The 17,586-nt window shown below is 62.1% G+C and carries 19 protein-coding genes; 8 read left to right on the forward strand and 11 right to left on the reverse strand.

All coding sequences use genetic code 11. The features are described from left to right. Positions 1-92: 92 nt before the first annotated feature. Complete coding sequence (locus E3T61_RS07295; protein WP_134640215.1) at positions 93-776, forward strand: hypothetical protein; 684 nt, start codon at positions 93-95, stop codon at positions 774-776. A 383-nt stretch (positions 777-1,159) separates the two neighbouring features. Here E3T61_RS07295 and E3T61_RS07300 read toward each other — a convergent pair whose 3' ends face one another. After that, positions 1,160-1,522, reverse strand: a complete 363-nt coding sequence (locus E3T61_RS07300; RefSeq protein ID WP_166793172.1) for an FtsX-like permease family protein — start codon at positions 1,520-1,522, stop codon at positions 1,160-1,162. Positions 1,523-1,851: 329 nt separating this feature from the next. Between E3T61_RS07300 and E3T61_RS21870 the strand changes: the two genes are divergently transcribed. Further along, entirely contained in the window at positions 1,852-2,352 is a 501-nt protein-coding gene (locus E3T61_RS21870; protein ID WP_166793173.1) for a TetR/AcrR family transcriptional regulator, read from the forward strand. Between the two features lie 42 nt (positions 2,353-2,394). Here E3T61_RS21870 and E3T61_RS07310 read toward each other — a convergent pair whose 3' ends face one another. Further along, positions 2,395-3,045: a DUF6518 family protein gene (locus tag E3T61_RS07310; RefSeq protein WP_134640218.1), complete on the reverse strand. Its 651-nt coding sequence runs from the start codon at positions 3,043-3,045 to the stop codon at positions 2,395-2,397. 228 nt (positions 3,046-3,273) lie between these two features. Between E3T61_RS07310 and E3T61_RS07315 the strand changes: the two genes are divergently transcribed. Beyond that, positions 3,274-3,807: a TetR/AcrR family transcriptional regulator gene (locus tag E3T61_RS07315; protein ID WP_134640219.1), complete on the forward strand. Its 534-nt coding sequence runs from the start codon at positions 3,274-3,276 to the stop codon at positions 3,805-3,807. Positions 3,808-3,864: 57 nt separating this feature from the next. After that, positions 3,865-4,470 (forward strand): GNAT family N-acetyltransferase, encoded by a 606-nt coding sequence (locus E3T61_RS07320; RefSeq protein ID WP_134640220.1) that lies wholly within the window; start codon positions 3,865-3,867, stop codon positions 4,468-4,470. A gap of 474 nt (positions 4,471-4,944) precedes the next feature. Here the strand turns inward: E3T61_RS07320 and E3T61_RS07325 are convergent, their stop codons facing one another. The 4 genes from E3T61_RS07325 to E3T61_RS07340 all read right to left on the reverse strand — a co-directional run bounded on the left by E3T61_RS07325 (position 4,945) and on the right by E3T61_RS07340 (position 8,418). Continuing rightward, complete coding sequence (locus E3T61_RS07325; protein WP_166793174.1) at positions 4,945-5,400, reverse strand: SRPBCC family protein; 456 nt, start codon at positions 5,398-5,400, stop codon at positions 4,945-4,947. 29 nt (positions 5,401-5,429) lie between these two features. Next, positions 5,430-6,176: an SGNH/GDSL hydrolase family protein gene (locus tag E3T61_RS07330; RefSeq protein ID WP_166793175.1), complete on the reverse strand. Its 747-nt coding sequence runs from the start codon at positions 6,174-6,176 to the stop codon at positions 5,430-5,432. A 455-nt stretch (positions 6,177-6,631) separates the two neighbouring features. After that, positions 6,632-7,309: a response regulator transcription factor gene (locus tag E3T61_RS07335; protein ID WP_134640223.1), complete on the reverse strand. Its 678-nt coding sequence runs from the start codon at positions 7,307-7,309 to the stop codon at positions 6,632-6,634. After that, positions 7,306-8,418, reverse strand: coding sequence for a sensor histidine kinase (locus E3T61_RS07340; RefSeq protein WP_134640224.1), 1,113 nt, complete (start codon positions 8,416-8,418; stop codon positions 7,306-7,308). The genes E3T61_RS07335 and E3T61_RS07340 overlap by 4 nt, the downstream gene beginning before the upstream one ends. Before the next feature lie 782 nt (positions 8,419-9,200). Here E3T61_RS07340 and E3T61_RS07345 point away from each other — a divergent pair. Both E3T61_RS07345 and E3T61_RS07350 read left to right on the forward strand, forming a co-directional pair. Beyond that, positions 9,201-9,953, forward strand: coding sequence for a helix-turn-helix domain-containing protein (locus E3T61_RS07345; protein WP_134640225.1), 753 nt, complete (start codon positions 9,201-9,203; stop codon positions 9,951-9,953). Further along, positions 9,950-10,678 carry a GOLPH3/VPS74 family protein gene (locus tag E3T61_RS07350; RefSeq protein ID WP_134640226.1) on the forward strand — a complete coding sequence of 243 codons (729 nt, stop codon included), beginning with the start codon at positions 9,950-9,952 and terminating at the stop codon, positions 10,676-10,678. Before E3T61_RS07345 ends, E3T61_RS07350 begins: the two co-directional genes overlap by 4 nt. A gap of 420 nt (positions 10,679-11,098) precedes the next feature. On the opposite strand, the gene E3T61_RS07355 is transcribed toward E3T61_RS07350, so the two are convergent. Both E3T61_RS07355 and E3T61_RS07360 read right to left on the reverse strand, forming a co-directional pair. Continuing rightward, positions 11,099-11,584 carry a YdeI/OmpD-associated family protein gene (locus tag E3T61_RS07355; protein ID WP_134640227.1) on the reverse strand — a complete coding sequence of 162 codons (486 nt, stop codon included), beginning with the start codon at positions 11,582-11,584 and terminating at the stop codon, positions 11,099-11,101. Positions 11,585-11,712: 128 nt separating this feature from the next. Then, the gene (locus E3T61_RS07360) at positions 11,713-13,491 is read right to left on the reverse strand and encodes an MFS transporter (RefSeq protein ID WP_134640228.1); all 1,779 of its coding nucleotides are present in this window, start codon (positions 13,489-13,491) and stop codon (positions 11,713-11,715) included. On the opposite strand from E3T61_RS07360, the gene E3T61_RS07365 reads away from it, so the two are divergent. Then, positions 13,375-13,920: a MarR family winged helix-turn-helix transcriptional regulator gene (locus E3T61_RS07365; protein ID WP_134640229.1), complete on the forward strand. Its 546-nt coding sequence runs from the start codon at positions 13,375-13,377 to the stop codon at positions 13,918-13,920. The two genes, E3T61_RS07360 and E3T61_RS07365, sit on opposite strands and share 117 nt — an antisense overlap. 251 nt (positions 13,921-14,171) lie before the next feature. On the opposite strand, the gene E3T61_RS07370 is transcribed toward E3T61_RS07365, so the two are convergent. Then, a complete protein-coding gene (locus tag E3T61_RS07370; protein WP_134640230.1) occupies positions 14,172-14,519 on the reverse strand; it encodes a hypothetical protein in 348 nt (115 codons plus the stop codon). Between the two features lie 107 nt (positions 14,520-14,626). Next, complete coding sequence (locus tag E3T61_RS07375; RefSeq protein ID WP_338145516.1) at positions 14,627-15,700, reverse strand: LacI family DNA-binding transcriptional regulator; 1,074 nt, start codon at positions 15,698-15,700, stop codon at positions 14,627-14,629. A gap of 31 nt (positions 15,701-15,731) precedes the next feature. Here E3T61_RS07375 and E3T61_RS07380 point away from each other — a divergent pair, with 31 nt between their 5' ends. Further along, on the forward strand, positions 15,732-16,952 hold the full coding sequence (locus tag E3T61_RS07380) for an MFS transporter (protein ID WP_134640232.1): 1,221 nt from the start codon (positions 15,732-15,734) through the stop codon (positions 16,950-16,952). Positions 16,953-17,183: 231 nt separating this feature from the next. Here E3T61_RS07380 and E3T61_RS07385 read toward each other — a convergent pair whose 3' ends face one another. Continuing rightward, the gene (locus tag E3T61_RS07385) at positions 17,184-17,477 is read right to left on the reverse strand and encodes a hypothetical protein (RefSeq protein ID WP_134640233.1); all 294 of its coding nucleotides are present in this window, start codon (positions 17,475-17,477) and stop codon (positions 17,184-17,186) included. Positions 17,478-17,586 lie beyond the last annotated feature (109 nt).

Here is a 17,586-nt window from a genome sequence, read left to right on the forward strand (position 1 = left end):
GGTGTGAAATTGTTGGTTTGCTTCGCACGGCTGCCGCACTTCTCCGTAGTTCCACGGATGCCTGGGCCGGGGTTCGTTTCTAACCTCGTGAGATGAGTGAATTTTCGACACCGGCGAACCTGCCATCGGCTCCTGTTGACGGCGCCCGCGTCCTTGTTCGTGCGAGGCGCTGGTTAGAACGCCTGGGCAGCTGTCTATTCGATCACCCGAGTATCGTCACAAGTTCCCTCATCGGGACGGTGATCGCCCAGTTCGTTTTGGCCTTGTGGTTCCCACTGATTGCGGTCACCGCACCCTTCGACCACCTCGGCACAGAGCGGCGAGAGATTGCCGTCAGCGCTTTATCGTTGGGAGTCGCGGGTGTCGCCGCGATGGTGGGAGGGTTCGCCGGGGTGGTGGTCCTCTTCGGGTTGAGCAGTATCGACGAACGCTTTCGAACGATACGACGGGCGGCTTCTTCGAGCATCCAACGCAACTGGATGTCTGTCGTGACCACCCCGCTTGCGGCGGCGTTCGGTTCGCTCATTGCCTCCGCCATGGCTTCGGCCGGTGCAACCAGCCCCGCACTGTGGGTTCTCGAAGGGAGCGTGCTATTGGCCGCCCACGGCGCAATTCGATTGGTTGTCGTTCTGCATGAGCTCGTCAAGGTTGTCAACGAGTCCGATGCGGCTGCCCGAGGGCATAGGCTGCCTGAGGCCGCCCAGCTGCCCACCCCCATCCAGAGATTCGCCGCGACAGAACACAAAGTCTCTTCCGGAGCGTGGCCGGCTGCGTGACTGAGTTGACGCTGCGAGCGCTGGGCGGCACTGCCGGTATCGTCCAGCTGCGAAAAGGCGCCGGCGCCAGAGCCGTCCTTGCTGATCAGGCACATGTCGTCGCCGGAACCTGGCCGCTCACTGCCCGGACCCCGGACACATCCGTCGCTGTGCAACGGCTTGCACCGGCTGAACAGCACTATTGATGTCACGCCGAACATCACCGAGGCCTCCTCGTCGATCAAGGGCTAGCTAGTTGGAACCCTGCAACGCATCGATGACGCTGGCCACGGCGCCACCGCCAGCGGTATCGCCGCCCTGATCATCGTGGGCATGCTCGGCCTTGTGGCGCCTTTGCAGGTGAGCACGGTTCTGGTGGGCTCCCGGAGAGAACAGACCGAGCACTATTCGAAACGCGTGGACGTCACCTCGGTCTTGCGACGAATTGCTCCGAACGTGGTCACCACGGCGGACACGGCGAGCGCTGCACTAATCACGAGGGCCACCAGGAAGAGTGGATCGGGCCAGCCGATTGTTCGCGAACCGTTTGTGAGCCCCACCAGAATCAGCTGGGCAACGATAAGGCCCAGCCCGCTGGAGAGCGCAACTACCGCGAGGAGTGGGACGGCGGCTTCGTAGCTCACGATGCGGCGGAACTCGCTGACGGGCATTCCCAAGAGGCGAAGGAGGCCGAGCACCCGTTTGCGGTCGAGCACGGCAGCAACCCCGGATATCGCCAAAGAGAAAGCGGCGATGAAGGTGGCCACACCGATACCGAGGTAGCTGAGCAGTCCAAGAAGCGCTGATGAGTTGTCTACATCGTCGACTGAACGCAGAGTGGATAGGCGCCGTCTTCATCCCACCGGATGATCCGAACGGTCAGCTTCCAGGGGACCTCACGTTTCAGGGTCAACCCTGTGACGAAATCGTAACTACACCATTCAGACGGTATAGTAACTCCAAGTGTTGCTCGACAGGCGACCGCCTTTGGGCCCGCCTCCCCCGCCTGGCCCGAAGACACTCGTCCGTTCAGCACCCCGGAATATCCGGTCAACTCAGAGAGAAGCTCATGGCCCGACCGAGTAATAGATCAAGAGTGATCGATGCCGCGGTCCGACTTGCCGAAAGAGACGGCGTCCGTGGTGTGACGATCGAAGCCGTTGCCGAGGAAGCCGGCATGACAAAAGGCGGCGTGCAGTATCACTTCAACAAGGACGAGATGATGGACGCGATCATCTCCGACATCTGGCGTCGCACTGAGGTAGAGGCTCAACGTCGACTACCCGTGCCCTTCGAACAGGCTTCACTCATCCAGCGGCTGGAAGCTTACGTTATAGCGAGTGCCGCGACAGAGGTACACGGGGGCGAATTGGTTATCTTCCTTGACGGCTCGCACTCCGAGGAGATCAATACTCAGTGGCGCCGTTTCGTTGAGCGATGGACCTCTGCACCAGGTGAGGGTCTCACAGACGCCCAGCAAGTGGTGCTCCTGGCATTGGACGGCTTGTGGATGAACGAAGTGTCCGGGCGGCTCCTTTTCAGCAAGGCCCAACGAGCCGCACTAGTCGACACTCTCCTACGTCACCTAACCCTCTAGCGGGACGCCTCGTGGGATAGCCACCCTGTCGCTGCGCGCAGGCTACTGCAGGACCACTGCGTAGAAGAACCAGAAGGTGGAAGCCCCCACTAGCCACACGCCCAGCGCGAGCGCGACGGAGCGCAGACGCAGTCGTCCCCGAAAGATCGCGAGGGTCACGAAGAGCAGGGAGAGGACTATTTCGAGGCTCCAGTAGATCGGACTTGTCGTGTCAGCGACAAACTGGAGGCCATAGATGCCTTCTCCAAGCAGCACGGCCGCGAGCGGAGTTACACCAAGGGCGCGCCAGAGAGGTGGACCATACCTGGTGAGAGCCGCGGACACGCCGAGTATCGGACCGGCCGCCAGCCCGATGTATGTCCAGTTGGAGCTGAACGGCTCCGCGTAGAAGTAGCCGCGCAGCAGAGATACGGCCCCATAGGCCTCGTTGAGCGCCTGGAAAGCGACGATACCGAGAAAGGCACCCAGCAACGGTCGGGCACGACCCAGCCACACCAACAGGAAGCTGAACATGGTCCACCCGCCGGCGGAGTTACTCAGTGACCTCAGCCAGTCCGGGAGGTACTGCTGCCCGAAACTCGTGAGCCCGCCGACGAGAAGCGCGCCCAGGAGCACGACGGCTGTAGCGAGAAAAGCCGACTTCCATGTTTCGCTGTACCAGCGGGGTTTTTCTAGATCTGCACTTCTCGACACGTGTGACTCTCTCTCGATGAGTTGCCGACGGGCTCGGCGAGCGACAGCAGGATTTGCCGTTTATCGAATGTCGATCAATGGCTTCCGACACCTGCCCCACCAACACATTCGCTGCATTACTGTACCATACGTATGGCTGAGTTCTGACCGCAGTCTCAATCGCAACGCGATACTGAGAGTTGACCGAGGTCTCGAGTTACTTAACCATCCATACGGTACAGTTATGGCATGAGATCAAGCTCCCGAACCGACATCCTCGCTGCCGCGTTGCGCGTCGTCGACGCCGCTGGCGGCGTCGATATCACTTACGAATCCGTTGCCCGCGAGGTCGGCTTGTCCAAGGCCGGACTGATGTATCACTTCCCATCAAAAGACGACCTGATGTACGCGGTTATCGAGCACGTCATAGACAGGTGGAAGGTCGAACTCCGCGGCACACTTGGCCGCTCCTTTGAGGAGTCCACACTCGCCGAACGCGTTCGCGCCTTCGTCGAGTTCGCAGCCAACGGAGGAGCAACCCGAGGCGAGTTCGTGGTCTTCACTGAAGCGGTCAGACGCCCCACGCTCTCAGGACCCTGGCTCGAATATCTCAGAGAGTGGTTCGAGTTCGGCAGCGAGACTGACACCGCCTCACTGCTGCTTGTTTGGCTGGCCACGAACGGCCTGTGGATTGCAGAGGCGACAAACATCGTGGCCGTGAGCCCAGCCCAACGCCAAGCTCTCATTTCTCGGTCACTCACCCTGATCGGCAGTTCCGTATAAGGGCCTCTCCCCGCTCCACACACCCACCACAGCAAACCAGAGAAAGCAGGATCCACAATGTTTACCATTACACCCGCTGCACCTACCGACGTCACCGAAACCGCTGAAGTCCTCGCGGGCGCGTTTCAGGGTGGATCGGTCATCTCGTCCCTGATCCGCGCCGGCGCAGATTCACATCGACGAACTGCTTCCCTATTCCGCGCGCTCATGCGGTCCGGTCCCCTGCAAACGGGACGGATAGATCTGGCCCGAAGCGAGAACCGAAGGGAAATTCTCGGAGCCGCTGTCTGGGAACGCCCAGGCAAGCGCGCCTCCATCATCGACCAACTCACCGAATTACCGACGTTCATTCGAGCTCTCGGATGGGACGGCCTGGCCCGTGCCGCTCGTCTTCAGTCTCTCCTAGCGTCCTACCGACCGGTCGAACCGCATTGGTACCTCGCGCAGATCGGGGTCCGCGCTCAGTCTCGCGAATCGGGCGTGGGTACTGAACTACTGCGCTCGCGACTCGAGATGATCGATGCGACTCACGCACCCGTCTACTTGGAGTCGTCGAACGAACGCAACCGGGAGCTCTATAAACGTCACGGATTCGTGGCGATCGCAAACATCGAATCAATCCCGCTCATGTCTCCCGCCGGGATGTGGCGGCCCGCTGTGTAGCGTCCGCGCCACATCGAGGGAGTCCACGGCCTGAGGATTAGGCCCGCAGGCCCAGCGGTGACGAGGTGACCGACAGTCCCGCGTGCAGACTAACTGCGGAATTCCTATCAAATTGCGGACGTCGACTGCGGTGTTCGGTAAGCAAGAAAACCACTCTTGACCAAAAGTTTCTTTCCTGCTGGGGCATCTGGACTCGAACCAAGAACAGATGACCGCTGTCTCGGCCGCGCCAATCCCGCGCGCACTCCACCGGCGGCTGCCCTCAGCTCCTGACGGCAAGTCGGCACCGATGATGCCGTGGGTCGGCCTTTCGACCGGGTGCCGGCTGCATGATTTCGGTCGTCTGATTCCGTCCGGTTGTCAGGGCGCAAGATACGCGGGATTGACGCGTTCTCCTGCCGGGAGGACGGCGTTGAACCGGACTTACGACAGGAGAACGCGTGCAATACCGATTAGACGTTAAGTCGAGACCGATTAGACGTTGAATCGAGTCTTCACCTCACGCACTGTGCGCGCGAGGATTCGAGTCATGTACCTAGTCCACAGCGGGAGTATCGCCACGCGGAGCAGTGTCGTCCGATAGCGCTTGGTTGCAAAGGTGAAGGTCCACTCCCAACGGCTGCCTTCCGTTTCAGGGATGAAGCGCCAACTGCTCTCCGCGTGGTGCACGAGTCGGCCCAGCACATTGCTGAGCCCGTCGAGCCGGTACGAGTAGTGGGCTGGCGCGCCGGTCGAGGTGATGGTCTCGCGGGCGGTGGTCCCGTCCGAGAAAGTCAGCGTGCGGACGTCTCCGGTTCGATCCCACGGGCCGCCGTGGCTTGTGGCCTCCACGGCGGGTAGAGGCCCGAAACCTGTGAAGGTGAGGGCGGGATCTACGCTGCGTACCCCCGCCATTGCGTCGCTGGCGGGAATGTAGGTCCGTGCGGTCACCGTTGTGGAAACCGTCTTATGAACGGATGTCATCGCACCTGCTCGAGCCACTCGGCGGTGAGGTCTCCGGCGATGGCCGCGCCGCGCTCGTTCATGTGAACGTTGTCGACAAGGTACTGGAGCCCGTGGGATTCGGAGATCTCGATGAATTCCTTGTCGAAGAGGAACAGATCGAAGGCGGTCTGCACGATCGGGAAGGTGAAGTCCGGGGCGTCTCCGGTGAGTCTCGGGGTAATAACTTCGTTCACGCCGAGGTACGTGAGTCCTTCGCGCGCGTCGGCTTCGGACTTCAAGAACGCGTTGTAGGCATTTACCTTGGCATTCAAGTCGCTGTCGGGTTGCTCTCCGAGCGGCGAAAGCGACTGGATGGCGATATTCGCGTCTGTCTTGTCCTCAAGTCGATCGAGGATTTTCGTGACGTTGACTTTCGACTCATTCGGATCGATGCTGCCGCGGATGTCGTTTGTTCCGACCAGGAGAACCACATGGTCGGGGTTGAGATCGATCACGTCGCGGTCGAGGCGGTTCAGCAGATCCCCTGTGGTGTGACCGTTGATGCCGGCATTCACGACGGTCATGTCAGTGTCGTACAGTCCGCTCACCCAATCGGCGCTGCTGGTGCCCTGAACGTTGCTTGCCCCCGCTGCGACGAGCACCTCCCGCTCTTCGGCGACCGCCGCGGTGCCGCGGAGCGCATCCGGAGCGTTGGCGGGTCTTCCGACGAAGGCCTGGTGGAGCACGAAGCCCGAGATCAGGAACGCCGGTGTGACAATCAACGCGGTGCCTACCGCGACTCGACGCACGATGCGTTGGCGAAGGGTGGTGGTCTTGGTTCTGGTACCTGCTGCGGAGTCCGGGCGGCTGGTGGTCTCGGTGCTGTTCGGCATGAATCTGTTCCTCTCAGAGCACCGCTGAAATCTCTTGTGGATGACAGTCGGTAGACGCCTCTTCGGCGACGACCAAACCTTCGCTGGTAGCCATCTGTCTCGTCGTCGCCCTGAGGGTGCTGCCATTGCGTCCCAGGTATGGCGTCCCGCCGTACCGCCGTAGGGCGGTTTACGCATGTCGAGCGGAACACGCCTCAACGGGCGTCGCCGCCGTGAGAACAAAGGTGCACGTCGTCGAAGACTGGCAATAGACATGGGTGTACCTCTTGGCGGTCTAAATGCCGTCGCGGCGCCAGGCCCCGCGCCTTTGTGCCCGTGCCACGACGCCAGAGCTCGCGGGGCTGTTATTTGGAAGATGACCCGGGCGTGACTAACCCGGTGTCGTAGGCGAGCATTACAGCGTGGATACGATCGCGAAGGTGGAGTTTGGTCATGATCCTGCTCGAGTGGCTTTTCGCCGTCTGCTCCGCCATGAAGAGGCTTTTTCCGATTTCGGCGTTCGATTTCCCGGTGGCGATCAGAAGAAAGACTTCACGTTCACGGTCGGTGAGGTCGTTGAAGACGCTTACCGAGGTGAGGCCTCTCGGCTTGTTGGCGATGAAGTTTTCGATAAGCCGACGGGTCACTCGAGGGGACAACAGGGAGTCGCCTTGGGCGACCACGTGGACAGCGGAGACCAATTCACGGGCGTCGGCATCTTTGAGGAGGAATCCGCTCGCACCGGCCTCCAGAGCGGCATAGACGTACTCGTCGATGTCGAAGGTGGTGAGCATGATGACTCGGGGGACATTGGCGGCCCCAGTGGGGCTAGTCAGCACCCTAGTGGCTTCGATGCCGTTCATATTGGGCATGCGGACGTCCATGAGGACGACGTCCGGATGGAGGACCCGGTTGCGAGATAACGCTTCTTCGCCGTCATTGGCTTCGCCTACGACGGTGATATCCGTTTCGGCACCGAGGATGGCGGTGAGACCTGCCCGGTACATGGGCTGGTCGTCGACGATGAGTACGCGAATGGTCATGGCAGCTCCGGTTGGTTCATGATGGACGCGGGAATGATTGCGTCGACGAGGAATCCGCCTTCGACAGTCGGTTTAGTTGTGACCTGGCCGCCCAGGAGGTGTACTCGTTCTCGCATTCCTCGCAGGCCTTGCCCGCCACGGTCTGATGTGGGGATTGCGGCAAAGATGGCGCCGTCCGATGGCCGCGTGTTGTGCACTGTGACATGGAGCGACGAGCTCTCCAATCGGATCGTCACAGTCGTCGGGGCTGCTTGGGCGTGACGCACGACGTTGCTCAACGCCTCTTGCACGACGCGGTAGATGGTCAGCTGCACGATTGGGCTGGCTGTCGTTGCCGCTTCGTCGATGTGCAGGTCCACCGGGCTGCCGGCTCTTGAGGTTGCATCCGTCAATTCGGGGACGTCGCTCAGCGTCGGTTGGGGAAGAAGATCTGCCTCATCGTTTTCTGACCGTAACGCGCCGAGGAGCTGCCTCATCTCGGAGAGGGCGGAACGGGCCGATCGGGCAATGCCATCGAACTCCTCGTTTACTGCCTGTGTCGCTTCCGGTAGTCGAAAGGGTGCGGACAGGGCGCGCATGTGGATCAGGGACATGCTGTGAGCGACGACATCGTGCAGTTCTCGGGCGATACGGGCGCGTTCCTCGATATGCAACCGTTGAGCTTGCTCAAGCTCGATGTCCCGCCGTGCCTTGGCCAGATCCGCTCGGATCCTGGCCCGCTGTCCCATCGCTATCGCGGCAATCAATACCATCACGGTGTACGAGGCATATATGGTCAGATTCGTTTCCCATCGATCAGGAAACTCATCACGGTCTAGGGACACGCCAACGAGGAGGACAAGGGCGGCCATACTCGACCACCACGTTGTCAGCGACACAAGCCAGCGCTCTCGGATGCCGACCAGCAAGATAAGTGCGCCGAGCGAGATGAAACCGGTAACGGGCAGTGGCCACGGACCAGAATCCGCATCTCGGGTGAGGAGTCCCAAGGCGATGATCGATGTGAGGTGAACCGCCACACCGGTGCGGGGCCGGACGAGTACGAGGATCAGCGAGCCGCACTGGAGTGTCACAACCGCGAACGTTGCAGGAACGGATACGTCGTACACAGAGGCTGTGACGGGGACTGCCGCAGTGAATAACGCCGTACAGCACAACGCGATGGCACACCATGCCCAGAAGGGAAGTGGCACGGACGATGATTTACGTGGAAGTTGTCCTGCTGCGGTCCGGTTGGGTGCCACTATCGGTCCGCCTTCTGAAGAAGCGTTGCAAACAACGGCCTGTAAAGCTCTCGTCGCAAGTCGGTCGATATGGCTCACGACGTGCGTCCTTCCCTCGGTTGACAGTTGCCTGAGACTACGCAGGATTGAACCCCTTCGTCATCACGCCGGCGGTGATGCCGCCCCATACCGCGGTATGGGTCGCAGTAGAGGTAGCGCCTTCACCGAACGCCTCTGTGGAACCACAACGACCATCGTTGCGCGCACCAGCTGGCAGTCTGCGCGATCAAGAACATGGAGGTTGCCTAACGATCACGAGTCCGATGAAGAGGTCCCAGTTTCAGGGAACTTCAACGGACTCCTGAAGTGTCCCCCAATCCACATCCGATACCGGCGATGTCTCGCGCCTCACTACTACGGTACGGGCTGAAGACACCGAAAAGGCGATTCGAGCGAATCGATGGAGTCCATACGGTAGCGAGCGCCAAGCCTGCATCGATCAGCTGTTGCCGGCCCGTTCTGACAATCCGACCAATCGAACACGGCCGGGGCGAAGCGGCTCCCACTTTGCCGAGAGCGCTTGACCCTGCCCCTACGTCATGGTCTTAACTCGAAGCAGCCTCAACAACGCCGCCCACGTCTAGAGAGACTAGAGAGAGGAGACCAGGATGGCCTGGAGTACAAGTGAGCTGGCAAATCTGGCCGGAACAACCGTGAAGGCCGTGCGCCACTATCACGCGCTCGGACTGCTCGCACAGCCCGAGCGTCGCACGAACGGCTACAAGCAATACGAGGTTCACCACGTAGTACGGCTCCTACAGATCCGTCGCCTGGTCGACCTAGGCCTACCGCTCACGCAGATCGCTTCCATGCAGGGTGCCGACGACAATCCGCGCGAGGCATTTCGGGCAATCGACGCGGAGCTCGCAGTGACTATCGAGCGCCTGCAGCGCATGCGCACTGAGCTCGCCGCGATCGCGGAGCACGGTGCCCCCGTCGACCTGCCCCCCGGATTCAGCGAAGCCGCGCCCCAACTGAACTCAATCGACCGTTCACTCGTCATGATTTACTCACGTATCTTCGACGACAACGCAATGGGCGACATGCGCCAGATAATGGAGGTCAAGCGCACCGACGCCGACGACGAGTTCGAGGCACTGCCCGTCGATGCCGACCTGGCAACCAAGATCCGGCTGGCCAAGGTGTTCGCGCTCGAGCTCGCCGGCCTGCGAGAGAAGTATCCCTGGTTGGAAGACCCAGGGTCCGTGGCCGCCGGTTCGGTGGCGCAAACCGAAGACACCGTCACCCAGACCGTCACCGGCCTCTACAACCTGGCGCAGCTCGAAGTGATCTACCGCGCCCATCTGAACGCCACCGGTGAGACCGACGACCGCCTCCCAACCCTTGAGGAAAATCCATGATCGTACCCAATCCGCCCGACGAGGATCGCATAGCACCCGAGACGGCAACGGCTCTCATCATCGAAGACCTTCTACTCCTGCTGTTCGACGCCAAGTCGGGCGTCTTCCGCGGCGAGGGCACCACGCTGTTCAACGTTCTCGCAGGCGCGGCATTCGTGGACCTCACCCTCGCCGAGAACGTCGAACTCGTCGACAAGGGGATTCTCCACGGCAAGGAGGTGCACGCGATGACCGGCAATCCACCGGCCGATCCCGTGCTGCGCGATGCCTGGGACCGCATCGCTCAGCACCCTTACGAGGTGCACACGATGGTCGCCACGGTAGGTCCGCACCTGCGCGAGCCGACAGTCGAGCGGCTGGTCCGAAATGGACACCTGCGTCGCGAAAAACGTCGCTTCCTTGGACTCTTCCCCACGACCGCGCTCGTAGACGGCGACACACCGCGTCGCGCGGAACTGATTGCCGCCGTGCGGGCCGTGCTGGTCGAGGACGCCGAACCTGACGCCCGCACCGCGGCATTGGCGGCGCTGTTGTCAGCGTCCGATACACTCCCTCAGTTCGATCGTGAAATTCCGTGGTCAGGGGCCGTCTACAAAAACGGCAAGAAGCTCGAACACGGCTCGTGGGGAACCGCTGCCGCGGCCGAGGTCGTCGCCAGGGCCGGAGCCGCAGCCATCTCGGCGACATTCGTCACCAACGTACTGCCAGCGATCCGAGACAACTGAGCTGGTGCTCACCACTCGATCGCTGAGGGCGTATTGCCTCAGGTTTTCACGACGCTACGGGCACAAAGTGGCGCAAGTCCTCGCCGCATCGTGTCGCCGTTCCCGTCCACGGGCAAAGATCACATCGACTGAGCCGAGCCATAGGAGGCCCAGGGACGGCGCTCTGGAACCGCGCAGGTTTCGTGCAAGAAAGTCTCAGCGGCGATGATGGCAGCTCCGATGGAGTTCGTCGAGCTGGCACCCACCTTCGTCATGGTCACCCGTTTCATTCGTACTGCCAATCGAGACAGCCGACACTCATCGTTCTGGCCGCTTGACCGAGGGCGGCTGCACCTGAGCTTCCACCAAGGAACGTTTGTCGTCGAGCGATAGCCGATCTTGAGTGCGAAGAGCTGGCGACTCGGCTATGCGTCTTCGACGCTAATCAGCCTTTTCCAGCGCATCGAGCAATGACGCGATGCGTCGGGCTCGGGTCATCTCGGTGCCGGCTGCTTCGATCGGCACGAGTCTCCGACGACGTCCGGTCGCTGGCAGCGCATCCCACGCGTCGCGCTGACCATTTTGAGAAAGTGCGTCGGCGAGATCTGCTGGGACCGGCACGTGATCGGGATCGACCGGAGCGAGGCTCCCACGCACGGGGTCGCCGACCTCGAGCCGCATTCGCCGCAGCAACGAGGCCCCGGCCCAGACAAAGGTGCCATCGATGACCGGGGCGCTGGTCAGAGCGAGGTTGACCGCCAACCCGTCGAGCTGCCCTCCCACGCGCCTCGTCCCGGCAGTCCGCGCCGACGCGACGAGAGCATCCGGCATGCGGACAACAGTGTAGGACGAGGAGCCCCACGTCATCGGCTCTATGAACCCGTCGATCTCGAAGGCAGGGCCCACGGCTGGCCACTCGTAACTCATGACGGCCAGGGTACTCGAGCTAGTTGTTGCTCAACGCCTCGCCTCAAAATAAGCCTTAGTGGGGTCGGCGATGAACGCGAAGGAGTCATCGATCGATTCCGGAACGGTGACGTTTGCGGTGTACGTGGTCATTTCTGGTTTGTCCCTTCCTGATTTTCATTTACGAGAGTTGATGCTGTCACCGGCGGCGGCGCGACGATGAAGGTGATGATGGATGCCACGGCCAGAATGATCGACCCAACGAACATCGAAGCGCTCAGCCCGACAGCGAAGGCCTCCTGTGCCGCGAGGGCGAGGGTGTCACCCTGGGGTCCAAAGGATTCCGCGATACCGATTGCTGCACCCGCCCCGGCATCGACGACCTCGCGCACCTGATCAGGCAGACCCTCCAGGGCAGGCGTGACGTCGGCGCGATAGAAGCTCAGGAGAATGCTCGACAGCACGGCGATCCCGATCACTCCCCCGACCTCGCGGGTGATGTCGTTGACAGCGCTGGCGACCGAGCGGCGTTCCGCGGGGAGTCCGTCGATGATCAGCTGGGTACCGGGAGTGATGCCCATTCCGAAACCGACGCCGAACACGAGCACTCCTGTCCCGAGCACCCAGACGGAGGCGTCCACCCCGCCAGTGATGCCTGTCGCGAAGACCGCGAAGCCGATTCCCATGAGCAGCAGGCCGAGTGATCCGGGAATGCGTGCGCCGAACTGCTTGACCAGGGCGGCGGAGCCCCCGATGCCAGCACCCACGCCTATCGGCACAACGAGGAGCGCGAGGGCGGCACCGAGGGGTGTGTATTCGAGAACAATCTGCAGGTACTGGGGCGTGAGAACGAAGAACCCGAGCGAGGCGAAGAACTGGATTGTGACGATCACCGCGCCGGCCGCAAGGCCGCGATTGCGGAATAGCCTCACATCGAGCGACGGAACAGGAGCCCGCAGCTGATGCCTCACGAAGCCCACGAAACCCAACACACCGACGGCGACTGAGACGAGAGTGATCGGCTCGAACCACCCGCGTTGAGGGCCTTCGACCACACCGAAGACGAGCCCTGCTAGAGCCACCACTGACCAGATCGCGCCAAGCGGATCGAGTGACAGGCGGGGGTTGCGGTTCTGAGAAACCAGGAACAGGACCGGAATGATGATCGCGAGGGCCACGCCTCCGAACAGCAGTTGCACGCTGCCCCACCAAAACACCTCAAGCAGCGCACCGGCGACGATCGTGCCGGCGACGGCCCCGATTGAACTGACCCCGGACCACACCCCGATCGCGAAGGTGCGACGCTCTTCGGGGTACGCATCAACAAGTGCCGAGAGCGTTACGGGGAAGACGGCCGCCGCCCCGACCCCAGCAAGCGCCCGAAGGGTAATGAACCAGGCGGGATCGGGCGAGAACGCCGAGGCCACGTTGGCCGCGCCGAAGATCAACAACCCGATCACGAGCACGGTACGGCGGCCCACGCGGTCGGCAGCAATGCCGGCCGTAAGCAGCAGAGCGGCAAAGGTCAGCGCGTAGGCGTCGATAATCCAGGTGAGTTCGGTCTGGTCCGCCGCAAGATCTGCGGCAATGTTGGGCAAAGCGATCGCCAATGCCGAGTTTCCTGCCACGACGAGGGCAAGGCCCCCGCAAAGCACGATCAGGAGCAGGCGAAGTTGTCGGAGTGTGAGGGGGTGTCGTGGCTCTACTGATGATGGCGCTGGTTGCATGGCGTTCCCGTTCCTCTCGAGACGTAAGTACCTCCGCAAACGAGTGTCTCCGCGACGGAGACACTTGTCAAGTATGCTGTGACTATGACCGAAGAAAACGCTCCGAACCCCACCGAAGCAGTCGAGCGTGGTCGTATGTCTGCCGAGGAAGTGTCCTGGGCGCTTCGCTCGGTGAACCGCGCCGCGACCGAACTCGACCATGCTCTGGCATCGAGAATCGGCCTCCGCCCGCTCGACTACGAGGCGATGGGTCACATCATGAACCTCGAAGGAACAGAGCTCGGTCCCGCCGAGCTTGGTCAACGCCTCGGCATCAGTACCGGCTCCGCGACCGAGTTGGCGGACCGTCTCGAGCGCGCAGATCACATTGCGCGTATACGCAGCGAATCGGACAGGAGACGTGTGCGTCTCGTTCCGCAAGCGAAGACGGTCGGCCGAATCCTGGGCGAGCTCGGACCGCTGTTCAAGGGACTGGACGATATCGCGCAGGAGTTCACCCCCGACGAGCAACTTGCGATCCAGCGCTATCTTCGCAAGTCCGCGGCCGAGCTCGAGCGGCACGCAGCAGTGCTGGGAAACCAAACTCACCCGCAAGACCAGGCAGCAGGCCGCACCTCGACCATGGATTGAGAGGCCGACTAAGTCCCATCAACATCCACCGAAAAAGCCCTGCAGCGCCGATGCACCGATTGAATCCACAACTCCAGGGCCGGGAGTCCTTCCAGGATTACGGCGCGTTGGCCGGGCCAATCATTCCGACTCTCAGCGGTGTGCCAGCGCCCGACCGGGCAGCGGCTCCTATCGACCTGGTTTTCGACGCGGGTGTCTCATAACCTCGCCGCTCCGCATCCCATGCCTTTCGAGCCATCGAGCTGGGCAGCTCAATCCCATGGCGGAGCGGCGCTCGACCCCGTACTTTCGAAAGCCGGGTCACTCAACGAGAGGCCTACATAGCTCGCGTCGACCTGGTGTGTCACCTGCCCATGCGCGTCAGCCACTGCGGTGTACCGACCCGCGAATACCAGAATCGGCTGGTCGCCCGATTCGGTCAACTTGCCAATAACAGTGGCGTGGTCGCCCGTTACCAGTACCCGATAGGAGATTTCGCCCTCGAACTCGGCGAGACTCTCCGCGGCAGACACGATGGTGGCCCACCGATGGAGGAACCCGGAGTCATCCTGAATCGGCCCCGGATCGACTACTCTGCCGGTCTGAACGATGAATGACAAAAGGCTCCTTTCGATTCTGCTGGTCACATTAGGGGGCTCAACCCCAGTATCGTGCGGATCGGGGACACGCTGCCGCTGAGAACGGCTCACAGTTGGCGCCCATCCGTCTAATCAGGGTCTGGCCGTCGAGTCGCTGGCTGTCCAGTTGACGCTCGGACGACTATTGACCAGCCATCTGAGGCAGGTACGGATTCCTCACCGAGAGCCAGCCTGGCCGCCCGTGCCCCTTGGGCTCTCAGATCTTGGGCAACCGAGCTCAGCTGATGGAGAGCGGCCGCTCGTGAATCGTCCCATCCGCTTACGGAGAGAGTCACGGGGACAGGGCGCTGTGCGCTGACCGCAGCGCCCAGGACGCCGATTGCAAGGTCATCGCTCATCGCCGCGATTGCATCGATGGGGTGCTCGAGGGCGAACATTCGCTCGGCGAGGGAGCTGGCTTCGCCCTCGTTGTTGGTTGCCGTGGCGCCGACAATCACGTCGTTCCAGTCAAGCCCCAGCGCTTCGATTGCGTCCCTGTACCCGAGGAGGCGCTGCCTGGTCACGGGGAACCGCACGGTGTCGGGGTCGATGCCCGCAGCGAGCACTGTCTTTCGCGAGGAATCCAGGGGGAAGCTGAGGATTGCGGGTCGGGTGGCGCCGGCGAAGGTCTTCATGCCCATTGCGAATGCGGCCGCTCGATTGTCGATACTCACGAGCCTAAAACCCGCGCGGGCGGGCCCTCCATGGATGACCGCAGGCCGACCGCTTCCTGAAACTGCGTCGAGCACGGGGTCGTCGTCGGTCGTCGTCCAGATTATGAATGCGTCGACGGCGGCCTCGCTGACTCGGAGACTGTCTTCGGCGCCTCCGGCAATGGGCACGATCAGCATTCCGTATCCTCGATCCGCACAGACCTCTGCGATGCCGGCCAGGAATGTGACTGCCTGCGGGTTGTCGAACGCGTAGGTGAGGTGCTCGCCGAGAATGACTCCAAGTGTGCGGGTGCTGCCGTAGCGCAGGGACCGTGCCGCGGGATCGGGCCCCGCGTAACCCAACTCGGCGGCAGCCTGCAATACCTTGTCGCGACTCTCGGCCGAGACTCTCTCAGCACGGTTGTACGTGTAGGAAACCGTCATCACGGACACTCCGGCTCGCGCGGCAACCTGGCTCATTGTGGGGCGACGCTGCGGGGGTGATTGCATAACCCCAGTCTAGCTGTGTAACGTCACACACATGCCTCCTGAATCGCTACCCCTGCGCAAACTGGTGTTTGCCACCTATCTCGCTGCCGCTTCCTTCGGCTCCTTCTGGGGCGCGTGGGGAGCGAGCGTGCCTCGTCTTCGGATGCAAGCAGATGTCGATGATGGCCAGTTGGGACTCGCTCTTCTCTTCATTGGTGCCGGCGCCCTGCCTGCCATGCTGGTCACGGGGCGGGCGTTGGACAGGTGGGGGCTCCGCTTTGCGGTGGCGGCGATCGTCGCCCTCGGTTTGGCCGGGTTCGGTGTGTCAGCGACCGCACACGGGTTCGTTGCCCTCTGTGTGGGGCTCGCCGTGGTTGGCCTGGCTAGCGGGGCCACCGACGTTGCGATGAACTCGATCGCCGGCCGTGCCGAGCAAGCGTCGGGGAAGGCAATCATCATCCGTGCCGGAGGCGTGTTCTCGAGCTTTGTCGTTCTGGCAAGCATCACAACAGGACTCTCCTCCTGGATCGGCGCACCAGTATTCGCCCCTTTCCTGGCCGTGGCTGTCCTGTCCCTTGTCGCCAGCGCGAGCGTTCTGCGCTCCCTCGCACCGCAGGGCGCCGCCAACCCGGCTCGCACGGCCCCGTGGGCGTCTGAACCTAATTCCGGCCTCGGCCTACGCCTTCGCTACACGCCGCTCTTGCTTGTCGGCGTGTTGGGCGCACTCGCGTTTGCGAGTGAGAACGCCCACCAAAGCTGGGGCGCGGTCTTCCTCGAGGACCAGCTCGGTGCCGGCCCCGGGTTCAGCGCCGTCGGGCCAGCCGTCTTCGCCGGTGTCGTCGCCGTCACTCGGTTCGCGCTCGGGCGCATTCAACAGGGCAACGAGAGACCTATGTTGATTCTGGGATCCCTTGCAGCGGCCACAGGCGCGCTGATCCTCGCTGCGTCCCCAACCGTTCCGATCGCCATCGTAGGGCTGATCGTGGCCGCCGCGGGCACAGCGGCACTGTACCCAACGATGCTCAGCCTCGTGTCCCGCGGGGTGAATGAGGCGTATCGAGGCAGAGCCACCGCAATCGTGACCACGGCTTCCTACATCGGATTCCTCCTCGGACCGGTCTACGTCGGCATCTGGTCACAAGCGACGGGATTGCGCGGCGCTATGGTCGCCGTCGCCGCACTCGGCGTCGTCCTGTCAGCCCTGTCCATACCCCTGCTCCACCTGTCCGGATACGCGCGTCCGAAGAAACGCAGCGTACGGCTCAGGAGATAAGCCAGAGGTGCCCGGCTCGCAGTGAAGCCTCCCGCAGTGGCGACGCGTCGAAACGCGTGACCGTATCCGCTTTCCCTCGTTCGGCGCATTTCACGCCAACTAGGAGTTCCCCCCGCGGCGGCGTCGGCCAGATCTAAAAGTCCTGTGTTCACGGATGCATGAAGCATCTGGACTTCAACGGGAAGTGCCTCGAAACCGACTCGTCGCTTAACCCATGGGATACGAGACGGATTAGCCGTAGTCGGACCCCAGAAAGGAACCGCCGTTCAGCACGCGTTTGACGACGTCCATCGACAGAGAAATCTGGACCGCAATTTCGTCGGCACTCATTCCGGCCTCTGCGCAGTCTCGGAGGGCTGTCTCCACCTGCTTCACGGTTGCGTCCAGAGCGATCAATTGCGGCTGCACCTCGATGAGCGCCGCCCGAGCGTTGTCCAGTCGTGGATCTCTCATGTTCTGGCGAACGGGACCGCTCAAGTCAATGAGCCACTTGGGGCCCTGGGACGATTCGTCGATTCCGCTCATGGCGTCGATCGTACTGGCGACTGTGCGTGTGGTTACCCCACCTCAAACACGTTATCTTCGTTGTCGAGAAGCCCACGCACCTGCGTGACACAGTCGGAGACCGCCGCAT

Source organism: Cryobacterium lactosi (assembly GCF_004403945.1).
GTDB classification, from domain to species: domain Bacteria; phylum Actinomycetota; class Actinomycetes; order Actinomycetales; family Microbacteriaceae; genus Cryobacterium; species Cryobacterium lactosi.